At 29.5% G+C, this 19,345-nt stretch carries 18 protein-coding genes; 16 read left to right on the top strand and 2 right to left on the bottom strand.

Features of this window, described 5'->3' with window-relative positions:
* The 7 genes from ACZ41D_RS04705 to ACZ41D_RS04735 are packed head-to-tail and all read left to right on the top strand — an operon-like array spanning position 1 to position 6,506.
* Positions 1-543 (top strand): hypothetical protein, encoded by a 543-nt coding sequence (locus tag ACZ41D_RS04705; protein WP_464152773.1) that lies wholly within the window; start codon positions 1-3, stop codon positions 541-543.
* A 32-nt stretch (positions 544-575) separates the two neighbouring features.
* Positions 576-1,919, top strand: coding sequence for an O-antigen ligase family protein (locus ACZ41D_RS04710; RefSeq protein WP_464152774.1), 1,344 nt, complete (start codon positions 576-578; stop codon positions 1,917-1,919).
* 50 nt (positions 1,920-1,969) lie between these two features.
* A complete protein-coding gene (csaB, locus tag ACZ41D_RS04715; RefSeq protein ID WP_464152775.1) occupies positions 1,970-3,067 on the top strand; it encodes a polysaccharide pyruvyl transferase CsaB in 1,098 nt (365 codons plus the stop codon).
* Between the two features lie 35 nt (positions 3,068-3,102).
* Entirely contained in the window at positions 3,103-3,828 is a 726-nt protein-coding gene (locus ACZ41D_RS04720; RefSeq protein ID WP_464152776.1) for a WecB/TagA/CpsF family glycosyltransferase, read from the top strand.
* A gap of 27 nt (positions 3,829-3,855) precedes the next feature.
* A complete protein-coding gene (locus ACZ41D_RS04725; protein ID WP_464152777.1) occupies positions 3,856-4,716 on the top strand; it encodes a YitT family protein in 861 nt (286 codons plus the stop codon).
* A 24-nt stretch (positions 4,717-4,740) separates the two neighbouring features.
* On the top strand, positions 4,741-5,562 hold the full coding sequence (locus ACZ41D_RS04730) for a transketolase (RefSeq protein ID WP_464152778.1): 822 nt from the start codon (positions 4,741-4,743) through the stop codon (positions 5,560-5,562).
* Positions 5,562-6,506, top strand: coding sequence for a transketolase family protein (locus tag ACZ41D_RS04735; protein ID WP_464152779.1), 945 nt, complete (start codon positions 5,562-5,564; stop codon positions 6,504-6,506). Before ACZ41D_RS04730 ends, ACZ41D_RS04735 begins: the two co-directional genes overlap by 1 nt.
* Positions 6,507-6,811: 305 nt before the next feature.
* Here the strand turns inward: ACZ41D_RS04735 and ACZ41D_RS04740 are convergent, their stop codons facing one another.
* On the bottom strand, positions 6,812-8,245 hold the full coding sequence (locus ACZ41D_RS04740; RefSeq protein WP_464152780.1) for a transposase: 1,434 nt from the start codon (positions 8,243-8,245) through the stop codon (positions 6,812-6,814).
* Positions 8,246-8,403: 158 nt separating this feature from the next.
* Between ACZ41D_RS04740 and ACZ41D_RS04745 the strand changes: the two genes are divergently transcribed.
* The 5 genes from ACZ41D_RS04745 (at position 8,404) to ACZ41D_RS04765 (ending at position 13,734) form a co-directional block, all read left to right on the top strand.
* Positions 8,404-8,844, top strand: coding sequence for a protease complex subunit PrcB family protein (locus ACZ41D_RS04745; RefSeq protein WP_464152781.1), 441 nt, complete (start codon positions 8,404-8,406; stop codon positions 8,842-8,844).
* Positions 8,845-9,144: 300 nt separating this feature from the next.
* The gene (locus ACZ41D_RS04750; protein WP_464152782.1) at positions 9,145-11,529 is read left to right on the top strand and encodes a Lon protease family protein; all 2,385 of its coding nucleotides are present in this window, start codon (positions 9,145-9,147) and stop codon (positions 11,527-11,529) included.
* Between the two features lie 85 nt (positions 11,530-11,614).
* Complete coding sequence (locus ACZ41D_RS04755; RefSeq protein ID WP_464152783.1) at positions 11,615-12,322, top strand: arginase family protein; 708 nt, start codon at positions 11,615-11,617, stop codon at positions 12,320-12,322.
* A gap of 56 nt (positions 12,323-12,378) precedes the next feature.
* Entirely contained in the window at positions 12,379-12,795 is a 417-nt protein-coding gene (locus tag ACZ41D_RS04760; RefSeq protein ID WP_464152784.1) for a hypothetical protein, read from the top strand.
* Between the two features lie 15 nt (positions 12,796-12,810).
* Positions 12,811-13,734, top strand: a complete 924-nt coding sequence (locus tag ACZ41D_RS04765) for a radical SAM protein (RefSeq protein WP_464152785.1) — start codon at positions 12,811-12,813, stop codon at positions 13,732-13,734.
* Positions 13,735-13,881: 147 nt separating this feature from the next.
* Here the strand turns inward: ACZ41D_RS04765 and ACZ41D_RS04770 are convergent, their stop codons facing one another.
* Positions 13,882-14,466 carry a 5-formyltetrahydrofolate cyclo-ligase gene (locus tag ACZ41D_RS04770; protein ID WP_464152786.1) on the bottom strand — a complete coding sequence of 195 codons (585 nt, stop codon included), beginning with the start codon at positions 14,464-14,466 and terminating at the stop codon, positions 13,882-13,884.
* Positions 14,467-14,716: 250 nt separating this feature from the next.
* Between ACZ41D_RS04770 and ftsE the strand changes: the two genes are divergently transcribed.
* From ftsE to ACZ41D_RS04790, 4 genes are all read left to right on the top strand, one after another.
* Complete coding sequence (gene ftsE, locus ACZ41D_RS04775; protein WP_464152787.1) at positions 14,717-15,403, top strand: cell division ATP-binding protein FtsE; 687 nt, start codon at positions 14,717-14,719, stop codon at positions 15,401-15,403.
* A complete protein-coding gene (gene ftsX / locus ACZ41D_RS04780) occupies positions 15,393-16,289 on the top strand; it encodes a permease-like cell division protein FtsX (protein WP_464152788.1) in 897 nt (298 codons plus the stop codon). Before ftsE ends, ftsX begins: the two co-directional genes overlap by 11 nt.
* A gap of 24 nt (positions 16,290-16,313) precedes the next feature.
* Entirely contained in the window at positions 16,314-17,438 is a 1,125-nt protein-coding gene (locus ACZ41D_RS04785) for a murein hydrolase activator EnvC family protein (RefSeq protein WP_464152789.1), read from the top strand.
* Positions 17,439-17,594: 156 nt separating this feature from the next.
* Positions 17,595-19,076 (top strand): ISLre2 family transposase, encoded by a 1,482-nt coding sequence (locus ACZ41D_RS04790; protein WP_464150702.1) that lies wholly within the window; start codon positions 17,595-17,597, stop codon positions 19,074-19,076.
* Positions 19,077-19,345: the final 269 nt, after the last annotated feature.

Here is a 19,345-nt window from a genome sequence, read left to right on the forward strand (position 1 = left end):
ATGAACAAAGGTGTGATATTAACTTTTTTAGGAAAGTCAAACTGTGTTATATTAAATATATATCATCATAGCTATTTTGCAAATCTAATTTTGAGAATAGGAAAATTTATTAAAAAAAGCTTAAATAATAGTGTAATTATATCGAAATTACTTGAATATAATAAGAACTTTGGATATAACAGCTTAGTAGATAAGTTAATTAAATTATTATATAAAGGTGTTCTAAATATATTTAATAGTATAAGGACTTTGCTCAATAGACCGATTAACAATAGTTGTCTGGGTCAAATGATAAATAAAACTCGTAATATATGTGCAAATAGTTTATTAAAGGTAGCTTTCGTAGGGGTTGGGACTTGTATTTTAACTTTTATGGCACTTAGTTTAATATTTGGAAGTATAAATAGTACTAAAATATTATTTGGACTATTGCTATCATTCATATTTTTGGCTTTAGGATTAGTAAAATTAGATTTATTAAATATCATGAATAATAGTTGTTTAATAAAAATATTAAGAAATTTTTTTGATTATAATAGTTAGTAATTTTATAAAGTTGGTAGGAGATGAAGCCTATGGATTTGACGTTAAGAAGAAGTGAAATAATGATACTAGGATTGGTAATAGGAGTAGCATCAGGAATGCTTTTGTTTTTCTTGCCTTTTATTACGGCTATAAAAGCGATAGCTGGCTTAATAGCAATGATGTGTATTCTGATAAGACCGGTTATAGGATTATATTTAATTGTGTTTTCTATTCCAATTATATCAATTAGAAATGTATTGGTATTATGCATAATTACGCTTTTTTCAGTCTTTATTAAACTTATATGCAAAGAGGACTTTAAACTTAAGAAAGTTCCGCTTAAGTATTCAATGATTTTATTTATAGTGCCTTTTATATTTGCGGCGTTTACATCTTTTACAATAAGCGCAAGTATTGAGAAACTTATTGTTTATATTGTTTCATTTATATTATTATTTTTATCCATAAACCTCATAGATTCTAAACAAAAATTGTATTATTTAATATTAGCATTAATTATTTCATCAGTTATCGTGTCTTTATATGGTTTATATCAATATAAAATAGGGATTTCTGTTCAAGAAAGCTGGGTGGATAGGGAACTAAATCCAGATTTAAAGACTAGAGTTTATTCAACACTAGAGAATCCAAATATTTTAGCAGAATATTTAATTATGACAATTCCATTGACTATAGCTTTGTTATGGAATTCTAAAAATAAATTAAATAAGTTATGGTTTTTAATTATTGGTTTTGTTCAGTTATTATGCATACTTTTGACATTTTCTAGAGGAGGTTGGATTGGTATAGCTTTTTCTATGGTAATATTTGCGATTTTTATAGATAGGAGGCTAATTTTATTTTATTTAGCAGGTGCGTTGGTTCTTGTTGCTGTGTCGCCTGAAATAATAATGACAAGAATTGCAACTATAGGAAATGTAGAAGATAGTTCTACTGCTTTTAGGTTTCCATTATGGATGGCTTCTTTTGATATAATTAAAGATTATTGGCTTACTGGAGTAGGACTGGGACCAATTGCATTTAAGGCAATATATCCAAACTATATGAGAATGGGCATTACTGCAGTCCATGCTCATAATATATATTTGCAATTATTTATTGAAACTGGAATATTAGGATTTATAGGGTTCTTATTATTTGTATTTAGCAATATTAGATGTAATTTGATTTCTTTTGCTAAGGGAATTGATACAAAAATTAAAAGAATTAGTATAGCTGTAATGTCTTCTATATTAGGACTATTAGTTCATGGTCTAGTAGAGTACATTTTTTTCAATAATAAAATTATTATGATATTTTGGATTATAATGTCGATTGGATTGGTGAGTTTTATGTTAGAATTTAGCAACACAGATCATGAAGTAGTGAAATAAAACTTATTCATGTTTTGTAGGTTTTAAATCAAGCCGAAGGAGTCATTTATATGAAAAAAGTTATTATATCGGGATACTATGGCTTTGACAATAGTGGTGATGATGCTATTTTAAAAGCTATAGTAAAAGATTTAAAAGAAAGCAATAAATTTATTGATATAACTGTTCTTTCAAATAATCCTAAATCTACTGTAGAGATTTATAATGTGAAAGCTATTAATAGATTTAATATAATAAGTGTTATGAAAGAAATAGCTAGCTGTGACATGTTAATAAGTGGTGGAGGCAGTTTACTGCAGGATATTACTAGTACTAGATCTATTATGTATTATATAGCGATTATGCAAATAGCAAAAATGTTTAAAAAGCCTGTCATGGTATATGCTAATGGAATAGGTCCAATAAATAAAAAAATCAATCGAATACTTACTAGAAATATTTTGAATAAAGTTGATTTAATAACACTTAGAGATGCAGATTCAAGTAATATTTTGAAAAATATTAAGGTTAATAATGACAATATTTTTATTACAGCTGATCCAGTATTTACGCTAGAAGTTTCAGATTTTAAAAGGATTAAGGAAATATTTGAAATAGAGGGAATTCCTTTTGATAAGCCTGCTATCGGTATTGCTTTGAGGGAGTGGGATAATTCTCAAAAATTGGTAGAATGTTTGGCTAATGCTCTTAATTATTTTACAACAAAACATGATGTCAATATAATATTTATACCTATGCATTACCCTGAAGATTTAAAGATAAGCAAAAGTGTGATAAAAAAAGTAGAAAAAAATTCATGCTATCTTATCAAAAACAAGTATCCTGTTGAAGATATAATGGGCATTATAGGAAGTTTAGAATTAATAATTGCTATGAGACTTCATTCACTAATATATGCTGCAACACAAGCTATTCCGATGATAGGAGTTGTATATGACCCCAAAGTAGAAAGTTTTTTAAACATGATTGATATTAAAGAACGATGCGATATTAGAAATGTAAATTTCTTAGAGCTTTCTACAATTATTGATAAAGCTTGGGAAAATAGATTCCAAACAAGAAATAAACTTTCAGAAAAGCAGAAAGAGTATAAGGAAAAGGCATTAGAGAATGTAGTTAGGGCTATAAACCTTCTTGAAAGTAGGTGATTATTTTGAATTTTATTAAAATTATGGGAGTTAAAGTGAATAAGGTAAGTTTTGAAAACACAGTTCAATGTCTTAATAAATTTTTAGCTGAAGAAAAAGTTCATGTTATTTATACACCTAATACTGAGATAGTCATGCTTGCTAAAAAAAATGAGGAATTGAAAAAAATTCTAAATGAAAGTGATTTAACTATTCCAGACGGTATAGGTCTAATCTATGCTTCTAAAATTAAAGGTAATCCTTTACCGGAAAGAGTAACAGGGTATGATACTTCAATAAAATTACTAGAAATAGCTAATGATAAAGGTTATAGTATATATTTGTTGGGAGGAAAAGAAGGAGTTGCTAAAGAAGCGAAAGAAAGATTGAAAAAGACATATCCAAACATTAGAATTGCTGGATACCACAATGGATATTTTAAAGGGGCACATCTAGGGTATGATAACCATGAAGAAGAGCAAGAGATAATAAAAGAAATTAATGAGTCTAAACCAGATATTTTATTTGTAGGCTTAGGTGCACCAAAACAAGAAAATTGGATTTCAGCTAACAAGGATAAATTAAATTGTAAAGTTATTATAGGAAATGGAGGAACTATAGACGTTTTAGCTGGAAGAGTTAAAAGAGCACCAGAAGTATTTCAAAAACTTGGCTTAGAGTGGTTTTATAGATTAATAAAAGAGCCAAAAAGAATAAAAAGGCAAATTGTATTGCCTATTTTTATGTTGAATGTGATTTTTTCTAGAAATAGTGTAGAGTAAATACATATTCATTTTGGAGGAAATAGTATGGGTAGAATTAAGAAAAATTGGTACATTAAGGTTATTGAGTATTTTGGAATAACTATTGGAACTGCAATTATGGCAATATCTCTTAATCTTTTCCTTGAACCCAATACTATTGCACCTGGCGGAGTGACGGGACTTGCTATAGTTATAAAAAAACTAACAGGTATACCTATAGACATTACTAATATCGTAATAAATATTCCTTTGTTTATTATGGGAGTATTTATATTAGGAAAATCTTTTGGTGCAAAAACTCTTTATGCAACTATTAGTTTATCTTTTTTCATTAGAATCATACCTAGTGGTTATATTACTCGCGATTTACTTCTTGCTTCAGTATTTGGAGCTGTACTTATTGGACTGGGACTTGGATTAGTTTTTAAAGCAGGTGGGACAACTGGAGGAACAGATTTAGGTGGTGCTATATTAAACAAATTTTTTCCTGGATTAAGTGTAGCAACCTTGATGATGATTATAGATCTAGGTGTTGTAATTATTGCTGGAATTGTGGATAAAAAAATAGAAACAGCACTTTATTCTATGATAACATTATATATATTAGTAAAAGTCATCGACTTAATATTAGATGGGTTAGGTTATGCTAAAGCATGTTTAATAGTATCAAATAAGCCTGATGAGATTGGTAAATCTATTATGGAAGATTTATCTAGAGGAGCTACTGCATTAAAAGGTAGAGGTATGTATACAGGGCAGGATAAAGAAGTGCTTTTATGTGTAGTAAATAGAGCTGAAATTACAAAACTAAAAGAAATAGTACACTTTATCGACCCTAATGCATTTGTTATGGTTACAGAAACACATGAAGTATTAGGAGAAGGTTTTAAGCAAATTAAAATTTGATATTTGATAGGAGGAGAGAATATTATGGAAGAAATTAAGCAGTTAGAAAAAATTTCAAACACCCTTAGAAAAGACATAATAAAAATGCTAGCTGAATCAAAATCAGGACATCCAGGAGGATCCCTTTCTGCATGCGAAATAGTTTCCTCATTGTATTTTAAAGAAATGAATATTGACCCAAATAGGCCAAAGTGGGAAGATAGAGATAGGTTTGTTATTTCGAAGGGGCATGCTGCACCAGTGCTATATGCAGCATTAGCAGAAAAAGGATTTTTTCCTAAAGAAGAATTAACGAAGCTTAGAAAGATTGATTCTATGCTTCAAGGACATCCAGATATGAAAGGTACTCCTGGAGTAGATATGACTACAGGTTCACTTGGACAGGGGTTGTCAGCAGCTAATGGTATGGCTTTAGCAGGAAAACTAGATAAAAAAGATTATAGAGTCTATGTATTATTAGGAGATGGAGAAGTTCAAGAGGGTATGATATGGGAAGCAGCAATGTTTGCAGCTCATTATAAACTTGATAATTTAACAGCGTTTTTAGATCGTAATAGACTTCAGATAGATGGAAAGAATGAAGATGTTATGAACATAGAACCAATTTGCGATAAGTTTAAATCATTTGGATGGAATGTTATAGAAATAGATGGACATAGTATTGAACAAATACTTAATGCCATAGAAGAAAGTAAGAAAATTAAAGAAAAGCCAACAATTATAATAGCTAACACTATTAAAGGTAAAGGGGTTTCTTTTATGGAAAATGAGGCAGGCTGGCATGGTACTGCACCTAATGAGGAACAAGCAGCAAAAGCTCTTTCAGAATTGGGAGGTGACCAGTAATGACAAAGAAAATAGCTACAAGAGAAGCATATGGTGAGGCATTAAAAGAATTGGGGAGAAAAAATGAAAATGTAGTTGTATTAGATGCAGATTTATCAAAATCTACTAAGACAGCTATGTTTAAAGAAGAATTTCCAGATAGATTTTTTAATGTAGGTATAGCTGAACAAAATTTAATAGGTACTGCAGCAGGACTTGCAGCTGCAGGGAAAATACCTTTTGCTAGTTCATTTGCTGTTTTTGCAACAGGTAGAGCTTATGAAATAATAAGAAATTCAGTAGCATATCCAAAGCTAAATGTTAAAGTTGCTGCAACTCATGCTGGTCTTACTGTAGGGGAAGATGGCGCTACACATCAAGCATTAGAGGACATAAGTATAATGCGAACTATCCCTAATATGGTTGTATTAAATCCTGCAGATGCTGTAGAAACTAAGGCAGCTGTATTAAAAGCAGCAGAATATAAAGGACCTGTTTATATAAGATTGGGCAGAAGCAAGGTTCCTGTAATATATGATGAAAATAATTATGAATTTGAAATAGGAAAAGGAAAGCTTTTAAGAAATGGCAAAGATGTTACTTTGATAGCTACAGGTATTATGGTTTCTGCTTCTTTAGAAGCTGCTGAAATGCTAAAGGAAAAAGGAATAAGTGCTAGAGTAATAGATATACACACTATAAAACCTATAGATAAAGATATTATTATTAATGCAGCAAAGGAAACTAAAGCTATAGTTACTACTGAGGAACACAATATTATAGGAGGTTTAGGAAGTGCTGTAGCAGAGGTAATAGTTGAAAATTGCCCAGTTCCTATGGAAAGAGTAGGAGTTAATGATACATTTGGAGAATCTGGTACAGGTGATGAATTGCTGAAGAAATACGGTTTAACTGCTGAAGATATTGTTAAAGCAGCAGAAAAAGTTATTAAAAGAAAAGCTTAGACCTTTATTTGGTCTAGGTTTTTCTTTATTATATCGAAAAACATGTATAATTATTTTAATTAAATTACAAATTATTTATTATGCAAATTCCCCAATCATAAAGTCCACAAAGTTGGAATAAATTATTATTAGTGGAATAGTTGATTTAATTAAGAGTTTAGGTAGTTGCAGAATAAAAAAATGAACTTATCCACAGAAAAACAAGATAAAAGATGCGATAGCATAAGAAAATCCACAAAAAAGAGCATAAGAAACCGAAGGTTAATTAAACCTTTAATTTTTATCAATATTCAATTATGTTCAAATTATGCTATTAATGTTTTTATCGCTAGAGGATTATCGTGATTTTCTTGAGTTTTAAACAGAAGTATGAAAGCAATTAATTGAGATATACAAGCCAATAAAATATCAGATTTCAAGGAAACTGTATTACGAACTTTTGTAACTTTTAACTGCATAAAATTTTTAATTTGCGATATAGACCTTTCAATAATGGTCCTTCGCTTGAAAAGTAAAGTCCATTTCAAGTTATCGCGAGGAAAAGAAGCATTAAATCTGTAACTATGATGGATAGTAAGTTGTTTAATCCGCCCACATTTTGACTTGGTGCAGGGATTATCACAATTAAGAATATAGGTAGTTTTACCATTTACAATGGTTTTCTTTACCTTAGGACAGATATACTTAATTCTATCAGCACGACCTTTTTCTCTAGTAATACCGTCGTAGACCATAGGTAAAGAAGGGTTTATAGGGCAAAGAGGAACACCAAGTTCATTAAAACCAGGTTGAGGTAAACTAGGAGAATTTCTAGGATTAATGTTGATAATAGGCATAATATTTTTAGAATGTAGATAAGCATAATTATCATCAGCATCAAAACCAGAATCTCCAATAAAGTATTTATAATTAAAATTAGGATGAATACTAAAAAAAGTTTCAAGAGAAGGAATTAGAGATTTAGCATCATATAAATCCTTAATCCCTTGTGGAGTAAGGTCAAAAGACAAACTATTATCAGAGTCATAAAAATTAACATCTCTAATAAGGCCAAAACCATTAGTAGAAATAACAGCTTTTTGATAATAACCAAAATGACCATTAAGGTAACAAAACTTAGCATCTTTATTAGAAGATGCCGATTTAGGCATTAGACTTTGAGCATATTTTTCGATATCAAAATTAGAATTAGGATTACCTTTATTAATAGATTTATCATAAGCTTTCGCTTTACGTAGCTGAGACTGGTAAAACTTAGGATTATTTTCAGTCACATAAGGTTCAAAGCCAGTAGTATCAGTAATTAAAATAGAAGAAAGAAAAGGGCTAACATCTTTAGCTAATTCATCAGTGACATCAACAAGACAATGAAACATTTCTCTTAACTCATCAGAGAAAGTAGATTTAAACCTAGAGAACTGTGACTTATGAGGAATTCTAAGGAAACCACAAAAGCTACGCATCTCAGAAGAAATATGTAAAAAAGAAATTAAAAGGTCAATAGTAGGGATAGATAAAATATTTTTAAGAACAAAAGCTAAAAGCATAGACTCAAGAGAAAAATCTCTATTAGTACCTTTATTAGAATAATACCTTTGATAAAAAGAAAAAGGAATAAACTTAGAAATATCAATAAATTGATCAAATAAAGAAAGTAAATCACTTTGATTTTGATAAAAAAAATTATCAAAATCAGAAGAAATATCACAAAAGTTTAATTGTTTAGCTTGAACTGGCATGGTTTTCTCCTTTCTTTGAGTTATTAACAATTTCTTATTATATATATACCCAAAAATGGGGGAAAACCATCCATTTCAATAGATTTAAATGTAGTATTTATGCTAGTTGTAGTATTTTGCAACGAGCTATTAATTAAGAGTTCAAAAGGGGGAATAACATGAAAAAAACTTGGATAATTGCAGCTATCATAATAATAATAATTCTAGGAGTAATATTTATTCCTAAATTGTTCTTGAATGAAGGTGATAAAGAAGTGAAATTTACAATTTTAAATGTAGAAGAGGTACCGCAAAAACTACAGGATATATTACCAAAATATAAAGCAGAAGAAAGAGCTTTAGCTTGTAAAATTGACGATGAAATATATGTTGTAGTTACAAGAGGGGAAAAGAATACTGGAGGATATTCTGTGACAATTGACAAAATTGTAAAAGAAGAAACTGATGATAAATTTAACCTTACAGTTTATGCAATATATACAGACCCTAAACCAGATGAGATAGTTCCTCAAGTTATTACTTATCCATGTGTTGTTGCTAAAACTAATTTGAAAGAACTTCCTGAAAGCATCGCCCTAGAAACTGAATATGAAGAGTAGCAAATTAAAAAGACCTAAGAGGTCTTTTTAATTTTGAAAGCAAAGGTGGAAAGCAAAGGGACAGGGTTATTGTTTACCCTTGTACCAAAGCTGTGTAAAAATAGCTGCAGGAATAATTGATTGATAAAATAATTAAAAACAGCCGATTTTTCGGCTTTTTTTATTTGACTTTAATATATAAAGGGTATAAAATAATAAAAATCAAGTATGTATACAGGAAATATTTAGTCAAATAAGAATATAGATGTAATATGATAACAAGATAAATAATTAATAATTATTAAGCTGGAGGTGATAATCATGTTAAAGAAATATATAGTGCCTGTAAAAGATTTAAAAAACACATGTGATGCAAATATTTTTAAATTTCAAACAACCAGTGAATTAGAACCATTAAGAGAGATAATAGGTCAAGAAAGAGCTACCAGAGCTTTAAAATTTGGACTTTCAATAAAAAGAAGGGGTTATAATATATATGTATCGGGGTTAACAGGGACTGGACGAAATAGTTATACTTACTTTTTAACTAAAAAATATGCTAGAAACAAAGGCACTATAAATGATTGGTGCTATGTGTATAATTTTGATAAGCCAGAAAATCCTATAGCGTTGAAATTTAAAGCTGGAGAAGGACGGATTTTCAAAAATGAAGTTGATAATATTATTTCTAATCTCAAGATTAGAATACCTAATACATTTTTATCAAAGGAATATGAAAATAAGAAGAATGATATATATGACAAATACCATAATATGGTTGAGAAAGTAATAGACGAATTAAATAACACTGCTCAAAAATATAATTTTGTATTTAAAAAAACAGACAATGGACTGGTAAGTATACCACTAATAGATGGAAGACCTATGACTGAAGAAGAGATTGAAAAAATATCGGAGGAAGAGATACGAAAAATAAGAGAATTATCAAATCAGTTAAGTATTGCAGCTTTTGATATGTTAAAGGAGATTAAGGATTTAGAAAGTAGTTTAAGAGATGCGATAAAAGAATTGAAGGGTAAAATAGCTAGCGAGATAATAGATAATTATATTAATCCTTTAAAGAAGAAATACAAAACAAATAGTAAGATTGTAGATTATTTAGAGTCTATTAAAAAAGATATAGTAAAGAATTTAAATAAATTTGTCAATGATGAATCAAATAAAGTTAATAACAATCTATTATTAAGAGGGCAAAATACAGAAGATTTTTTCAAGAGGTATGAGGTAAACTTATTTATTGATAATAGTAAAACCAAAGGTAACTTGGTTATCCGTGAGATGAATCCAACCTATTACAATTTATTAGGTAAAATAGAATATGTTAGTGAAATGGGAATGCTAAAAACAGACCATACTATGATAAAACCCGGGGCAATACATGAAGCAAATGGAGGATATTTAATACTTCAGGCAAAAGATGTCTTAAATAGTAAATATGCTTGGGAAGGACTAAAGAGAGCACTAAGTACTGAACAGGTAAAAATTGAGAATATAAATAGAGGAGAGGTTATAGCTGAAACTATTAAGCCAGAACCAATTCCGCTTGATTTAAAGGTTATATTAATAGGGGATGATTTTACTTATCAGTATTTATACATTTATGATGACGATTTTAAAAAATTGTTTAAGATTAGAGCAGATTTTGATGTAGAAATGGAAAGAAACGATAAAAACATACAAAAGATTGCATCATTTATTGCTTGTCAGTGTGAGGATGAAGGCTTAAAGGATTTTGACAAAACAGCAGTAGCTAGGATAATTGAATTTAGTTCTAGGTTAGCAGAAGATAAGAGAAAGCTTACTGCTAAATTTAATGAGTTAGTAGAAGTAATATATGAAGCTGACGCCTGGGCTGAATGTGAAGGTGAAGACATAGTAACAGAAAAACATGTAAAAAAAGCAATAGAAGAAAAAATATATAGGAACAACAAATATGAAGAAAAATTACAAGAGTTAATCAAGAATGATGTTATATTGATTGATACCTACGGCAAAAAAATAGGAGAGATTAATGGGTTAGCTGTAATGGATTCAGGGCAATATTCATTTGGAAGACCAAATAAGATTACGGTTTCAACTTATGCTGGAAAAGATGGTATAATAAATATTGAAAGAGAAGTAGAACAAAGTGGGAATATACATGATAAAGGTGTATTGATACTTAGCGGATATCTAGGTGAAAAATATGCAAAAGAAATGCATCTATCTTTATCAGCAAGCATCACATTTGAACAGTCATATGACGGTATTGACGGTGATAGCGCTTCTAGTACAGAACTGTATGCTCTATTATCTAGCTTAGCAGATTTACCAATAAATCAGGGAATAGCAGTAACTGGGTCTGTGAACCAAAAAGGAATAGTACAACCAATAGGTGGAGTAAATGAAAAAATAGAAGGGTATTATAAAGTATGTAAAGCAAAAGGTTTTAAAGGTGGCGAAGGAGTTATAATACCAAAGAAAAATGTTGATAATCTCATGTTAAATGATGAGGTTATAGAAGCAGTTAAAGAAGGGAAATTTACAATTTATGCAGTAGAAACTATTGATGAAGGAATAGAAATTTTGACTGGAGTACCTGCTGGTGAGCTAAATGAAGAAGGTCAGTATCCAGAGGGTACAGTTAATTATTTAGTTCAATCAAAGTTAGAAGAATATGCAAATATAAATAAAGAATATGAATAAGAAGAAAGGGTGCTGAATATTTCAGTGCCTTTTCATACTGATTAATGTATTAATGCATAATAATGGACACAGGGGGGACTTTGTTATGCAGATAATGGACAAAATACATTACGATGAAAAAATCAAATATATTGACCTTACAGATGCAATAGCTGATATAGATTTAACTGCTAAAATATACACTTATAATAATGTTAGTAAATTAGAAAATATAATTCAATCATTACCACCAAAGGTTTTTGTAAACTTAGGTTCAGGTGATTATCATTATATTACTTATTTTCTATTAAAAAGGATATCATATTTAAAACCTTTGCTTGTGATTATTGATAATCATTTTGATATGGACAATGGGTTAAATGGAGCTATAACTTGCGGTTCATGGGTTACTAAAGTTATTAGACAAAAGCTTGTGAGAAAAATATTTATTATTGGTGCTTCTTCTAAATATAAGCCTATTAGGAATTTGAACTCATTCATTACATATATTCCAGAAAGTAACTTTAAAAAAGAGCCTAAGGAGATAAATGAGTTATGCGGGAAGTTGGTATATTTGAGTATTGATAAGGATGTATTAGATTATTCAGTGTTGAAGACTAATTGGGACCAAGGCAAGATGACAGAAGAAAGTTTGTTAAAATGGGTTTGGCTGATAAATAATAAGGGAAATATCATTGGGGGAGATATTTGTGGCGGAGTTGGAAATAATCCTATATTGAGTTTATCTAATCCACAAAATGAGAAGGCACATAGAAGAATAAATTCTCTTATATATAAAATTGTCAGTTTATAGAGAAAATTGTATAATTGCTATAGATATATTACATTAATTAATTAGGAGGGTGGAATATGAGAAATAATATTTTTGAAGGTACTTATGGCTGGGATAGATTTTCTAAATTTATAGCTTTATTGTCTATACCTTTTATAATTTCTCGAGGCACAAAACTATTAGGAATTGCAATATTTCTATATGCTTTTTGGAGAAGAATGTCTAGAAATATTGAAAAAAGGCAGCGTGAAGAAATAGCTTTTGAAAATTGGATAAGAAACGTTAATTATAAACTTTCTAATTTTGGAAGATCCGATTTAGTTTTTAAAATAAAAAATAATATTTACAAAATTTCAAATTACATTGAAGAAAGAAAACATTTTATCATTATTAAATGTCCTAATTGCGGGCAGAAATTAAGATTGCCAAGAGGTAAAGGTAAGCTGTTGGTTACTTGTAGAAATTGTTCATATAAATTTGAAAAAAAGTCTTAGTTAAGAGGTGCTTATATGAGTAGTAATATTAAAAGCTGCAATTTATGTCCAAGGAATTGCAAAGTAGATAGGACATATCAATATGGGTTTTGTGAGGGGGGTGATTTAGCTAAGGTTGCTAAAGTATATCTTCACTTATGGGAAGAACCGTGTATATCTGGTACAAAAGGATCGGGTACTGTGTTTTTTTCAAATTGCAACTTAAAATGTATTTTTTGTCAAAACTATGAGATAAGTCATCAGGGAAAAGGTATAGAAGTTACGCCTTGGGAACTAAGCAGACTTTTTTTGTTTCTCCAAGATAGAGGAGCTCATAATATTAATCTTGTTACTCCTACTCATTATATACCACAAATAGTTGAGGCATTAGATTTAGCGAAAAGAGATGGTCTCACTTTGCCTATAGTATATAATACCAATAGTTATGAAAATATTCATGCTTTAAAACTTCTAGAAGGATATGTAGATGTTTATCTCCCAGATTTTAAATACTATGATGATAAATATGCAATAAAGTATTCAAATGCACCTAATTATTTTTATTATGCCTCTAAAGCAATTGACGAGATGTTTAATCAAGTTGGTACACCTGTTATAGATGAAAATGGATTGATGAGAAAAGGGGTAATAATACGACATCTTATGCTTCCAGGTCTATTATTTGATTCAAAAAAAATCGTTGATTATATATACAAAAGATTTGGAAGTAATGTTTACTTAAGTATTATGAATCAATATACTCCAGTAGGACAAGCACTGGAGTATAAAGAGTTGAGTGAAAAAATAAGTAAGAGATATTACAATAAATTCATAGATTATTGCATAGGTTTAGGAATAGAAAATGCATATGTGCAGCAGGATGGTAGTGCATCTACTGAATTTATCCCTGATTTTTCATTAAAAGATTTAAAAGATATTTTAAACAATTATTTTATATGAGAATATTATTTATGTAAACAAGTCTTAAGAATAAAATAAGCTTATTAAAAATATAATAATTAAAGCATTAAAGTAGTTTATCTATAAGAACTTCTAGCTCAAAATTCAGAACCTGCAATAATGGCACTAAAGTACTATGCAATTTATTTACATATCTTTTTTAGAGCATTTTATTATTTCTTTTTCGGTTATAATATAGTCCATAGGGATATCATATCGCCCCTCTTTTACCCTAGGTATAATTTGCAAATCAAATGCAAGTGCTACTTTTGGAATTGAAGGATTGATTTTCTTTAGAAATCTATCATAATATCCTCCCCCATAGCCAATCCTATATCCTCTTCTATCAAAAGCAACTCCTGGAACTAATACTAGGTCTATTGATTCAGGAGGTACTATTCTAATGAATTCTTTTTTAGGTTCTAAAACTCCGAAAGTCCCTATTTCTAATTCATTATCATAATCTTTAAGCTGGGATAGCATTAATTCTTTTGTTTTAGTTATTGTTATAGGAATAATTATTTTTTTGTTCGATTCTATAGATTTCTTTATTAACTCTTTTGTTTTTACTTCATTATTAAAATCTACATAAGTCATGATGCATTGAGCTTTTTTATAGAATTCACATTTAAATAGTAATTCCATTATGTTTTTACTTTTTTTATTTACTTCAGATATGGACAGCTCTTTTCGCTTATTAAGGGCTTCTCTTCTTTGTGCTTTTTTATCCATTTTTTTATTCCTCCAAAATGATAAAGTATTAGTATTTTACTAGAATTGTACATTTAATATTAATATTTGTCAATTTTATCTTAGAGGAGATCAGATATTAAAGTGTTTTATTAAATTTTACTCATATTACCTATAATTCTCACAACTAGTACAAAATAACTAAATAAATTCTATAAAATAATGAAGGAAATATCTTATATTTGTCGAATAAATATAATATCTATGGCATTATACACAGGAGTGATGAATTTTGATAAAATTTACGGATATTAGTGTGGAATATAAAAAAGGCGTTAAAGCCCTATCAAATATAAATTTAACTATTGATAAAGGAGAGTTTGTATTTGTTGTTGGCCCTAGTGGAGCAGGAAAATCAACTTTAATAAAGCTTTTACTTAAGGAAGTAGAGCCTACTAAAGGAAAGTTAAATTTTATGGGTATGGATATAACTAAGGTAAGAAATAGGAGGATACCTTATATAAGAAGAAACATGGGGGTAGTATTTCAAGATTTTAGGTTACTTCCTAATAAGACTGTTTATGAAAATGTTGCATTTGCTATGGAAATTATAGGATTGCCTGCTAAGGAAATAAGGAGGCGTGTTCCTATGGCTCTTAGCATGGTAAATCTTAGTGATAAAGCTTATAATTATCCTAATCAATTATCTGGAGGGGAACATCAGAGAGTTGCAATAGCAAGAGCAATAGTAAACAGACCAGCTATTTTAATAGCAGATGAACCTACAGGGAATTTAGATCCTGATACAGCTTGGGAGATTATGAAATTAATAAAACGAATTAATTCAAGAGGTACAACAGTTGTAATGGCAACTCATGCACGAGATATAGTTAATGCTATGAGAAGAAGAGTAGTAGCATTAGAAGCTGGACATATAGTAAGAGACGAAGAAAAGGGTGTGTATGATAATGAGATTTAGGATATTTAAAAATATATTAAAGCAGGGTTTTGTAAATATTTGGCGGAACAGAGGTATGGGCGTTGCTTCAGTTAGTTCTATTACAGCTGTATTGCTTATACTTGGAATAGTGTTGATTTCTGTATTGAGCATAAATAATTTGGCAAATGAAACTCAAAGTCAGTTTGATGAAATAAAAGTTTATTTGCAGGAAGGATTAAGTGATGATGATATAGAGCAAATTGGTAATGTGATTAGTGACTTTGATGGTGTAACTTCAGTTATATTTGAGTCAAAAGAGCATGCTTTAGAGGTTATGAAAAAACAATTTGGTGATGAAGCATATCTTTTGGAAGGATTGGAAGAAAATCCTCTTCCCAATTCATATGTAGTACAGATTGAAAGTTTAGAAGAAGCTGACATTGTTGTAGATAGGATAAAAGGAATAAATGGGATTGAAGATGTAAAGTACTATAAAGACATCATTGAAAAACTTATAAGTTTAGCAAATGGTGTAAGGATAGGCGGCTTAATTATTATAGCTATACTTATGATTATATCAATATTCATTATATCAAATACCATAAAGCTTACAGTAGCTGCTAGAAAAAGAGAGATAAATATTATGAAATACGTTGGCGCTACTAACGGATATATAAGGGGACCTTTTATTATAGAAGGTGTATTTTTGGGCTTTATAGGAGCAATTATTTCTATTGTTATTGTTAAATATGGATATGAATATGTATTTTCTATTATGAGTAGTAAAATGTATTTACTATTTACGGTTTATATGATTCCTCCCTATGCACTGTTAAAAGACGTGGTGATATTGTTTATGACTATAGGAATAGGGATAGGTGCTTTAGGAAGTATTATCTCAATGAAAAGATTTTTAAACGTATAGCAACTAAAGGGGGTATTACTTAAAGTGAAAAAAAAGTTATTTTATTTAATTTTAGCTTCAATACTATTATTTAATGTTCTTATTGTTTATGCAGATACGAATAGTGATAGAGAAAAACTCAATTCAACTTATGAGAAGATTGAAAAAATAAAAAATGATCTATCAAAGAATAAAAACGATACTCAAGCAGTAGCTAAGGCTATTGAAGAATTAGATTTAGAAGTAGATAGGGCAAATTCTGAAATACAGGAAGTTGAAAACCAGCTAAAGCAGTTGAATGAGAAAATAAGTATAACAGAACAGGAATTAAAGCAAGCAGAAGAAAATATTGAGAATAAAAATAACACATTAAATTCTAGACTAAGGGTTATGTATAAAAATGGTACTGTAGGATATTTAGAGGTTTTACTTTCTTCTAGTGATTTAAGTGACTTTTTATCAAGACTCGATATGGTCAAATCTATTGTTAATCAAGATGTTGAACTTCTTAAGTACATGAAAGAGCAAAAAACGATTATAGAGCAGAAAAAGAAGGACTTAGAGGCCCAGCATAAATCTGTTGAAGCAGCAAAGAGAAATCTTGAAAATAAAAGGAACGATCTTATTTTAGCTACAAGGGCTAAGGAAGATTTAATGAGAAGTTTAGAAAAGAATAAAGAATTACTAGAAAAACAATACGATGAATTAAATGAATTAGCGAAAAGTTTAGAGGAAAAGATTCTAAGGGAACAGACTTCTGAAGATTATATAGGAGGAGACTTAATATGGCCTTCACCAGGAATTACTAGGATTACTTCTCCTTTTGGATACAGAATTCATCCTATTTTTAAGACAAGAAAACTCCATACAGGTGTAGATATAGGAGTTCCTTATGGAACTACAATAATAGCTGCAAATTCTGGCAGGGTAATGTATGCTGGATGGTTAGGTGGTTATGGAAAAGCTGTATTAATAGACCATGGTGGTGGAATTGCTACTCTTTATGCTCACAATTCACAGGTGTTAGTGAAAAAAGGAGATATAGTACGTAAGGGACAAGCAATATCAAAATCAGGAAGTACAGGAAATTCTACAGGGCCACATCTTCATTTTGAAGTAAGAAAAGACGGAAAATATATAGATCCATTGTCAATGGTTAAACCAAAATAAAAATAAGGGAGTACTCCCTTATTTTTTATATCTTAGAGTATAATTTTAGTAGGCAAAAACAACAAAAATGAAAAAGATGCCCGAAAGCACCTTTAACATATATGAATCATCCAATATAATAGTAATTAATAAGAAAACTATAAAAGGGATGATTACATGTATAATATAAGTTTAGATGAAAAAGAAATTAATTTCAAGAACTTAGAGAAAATTATATATAAGCTTGTATGCCGACAGGCATGTGAAATGCTCGTAGAGCTATTAGAAAAATTAGATAATAAATTAATGAAAGAAAGAGATAAAGAAGAATATAGAAATAAAGGATTAAAGAAAACTACCATAAAAACAATAATGGGCGAAATTGAATATAAACGTAGAATATATCAATATACTACACAAGAGGGTAAAAGAGGTTACAAATGCCTTTTAGATGAATACTTAAAAATGGAAACCATAGGACATATATCTACAAATCTAGTAGAAAAAATAGTAGATCTAGCAACAGATGAATCATATAGAAAAACAGCAAATAAAATAACAGAAATGACAAACCAAAGTATAAGTCATTCAGCAGCTTGGAACATAATACAAAACTTAGGAGAACAACTAAAACAAAAAGAAAAACACGAAATAAAATTAAACAACGAAGAAAAATTACAAGGCAAAAAAGAAACAAAAATATTGTTTGAAGAAATGGATGGAGTGTGGATAAATATCCAAGGTAAAGATAAAAAGACTAAGGGAAAAGAGAAAAAAGAACTAAAATTAGGAATTTTTTATGAAGGCTGGGAGAAGAAGCATGAGAAAAAAGATAGATATGTACTAAAGAACAAAAAAGCATATGCAAGCTTTGGAAGTAGTAAAGAATTTAGAAAACTAAGACAAGCCAAAATAGCGAAACAATATAATACTGACGAAATAGAAACAAAAATAGTAAATGGAGATGGAGCAAACTGGATAAAAGAAGTTATAAAAGAAGACAATTCACACTTTCAATTAGATCCATTTCATAGAAATCAAGCAGTACTTAAGAACATAGAAGATAAGAAAAAGGCAAAAGAAATAATAAAGAAACTAAGCAATGGTAACATAGAAGAAGGATTAGAAATGATAACAAAACTAATGATAGAAAACAATGATAATCAAAAGAAAATGAAGAAATTACAGGCACTATATAATTACCTAGTAAACAACAAAGAAGGGATAGTGCTCTACAAACTTCGCCCAGACATAAATATGCCGCAACCACCAGAAGGAATTAAATATAGAAATCTAGGAACAATGGAACATAGCATATGTGATATATTAGCACAAAGGATGAAAGGGAATAAAACAAGTTGGTCAATACAAGGAGCCAGTAACTTAGCCAAGATACTAGCAGAAAAAGCAAGCAAAGAATTAGCAACAACAATAAAATCACTACTGAACAAAGAAATAAAAGAAGAAAAGCTTGAAGAAATAATAGAAAAAGTAGGATTAACAGCAGCAGAAGTAAATAAAAAGCCAAAGAAAAGCAAGATATACAAACACAAAAGAGCAAGCATGCCATTTAGTCAATGTTCAGTAACTAACGGAAGAAAAGCCATAAAGGACATGTTAGGTTGCAAATGTGCAAGTCAAATGAACCTAAGTTTTTAATATCTAATATATTATATAACTTAAAAGAATAAGCTAACATACGATACCTATGCTCTAATATAAGCCTAAAAAAATACAACATAATAGAGCATTAATACTGATGAATAAATAGAATTAGACCTAAAAATAGGGCTCTCAGACTTATTGTTATTCTATAATCATAAGTCTAGTATTATAGAATAACAATTTTGAAATCATTGTAAAGTATATGTAAATTTATTTTTAAAATTGTAGAAAGTATAAATAGAATACTCTTGCCCTATCGGGCA

Source organism: Brassicibacter thermophilus, assembly GCF_055378355.1.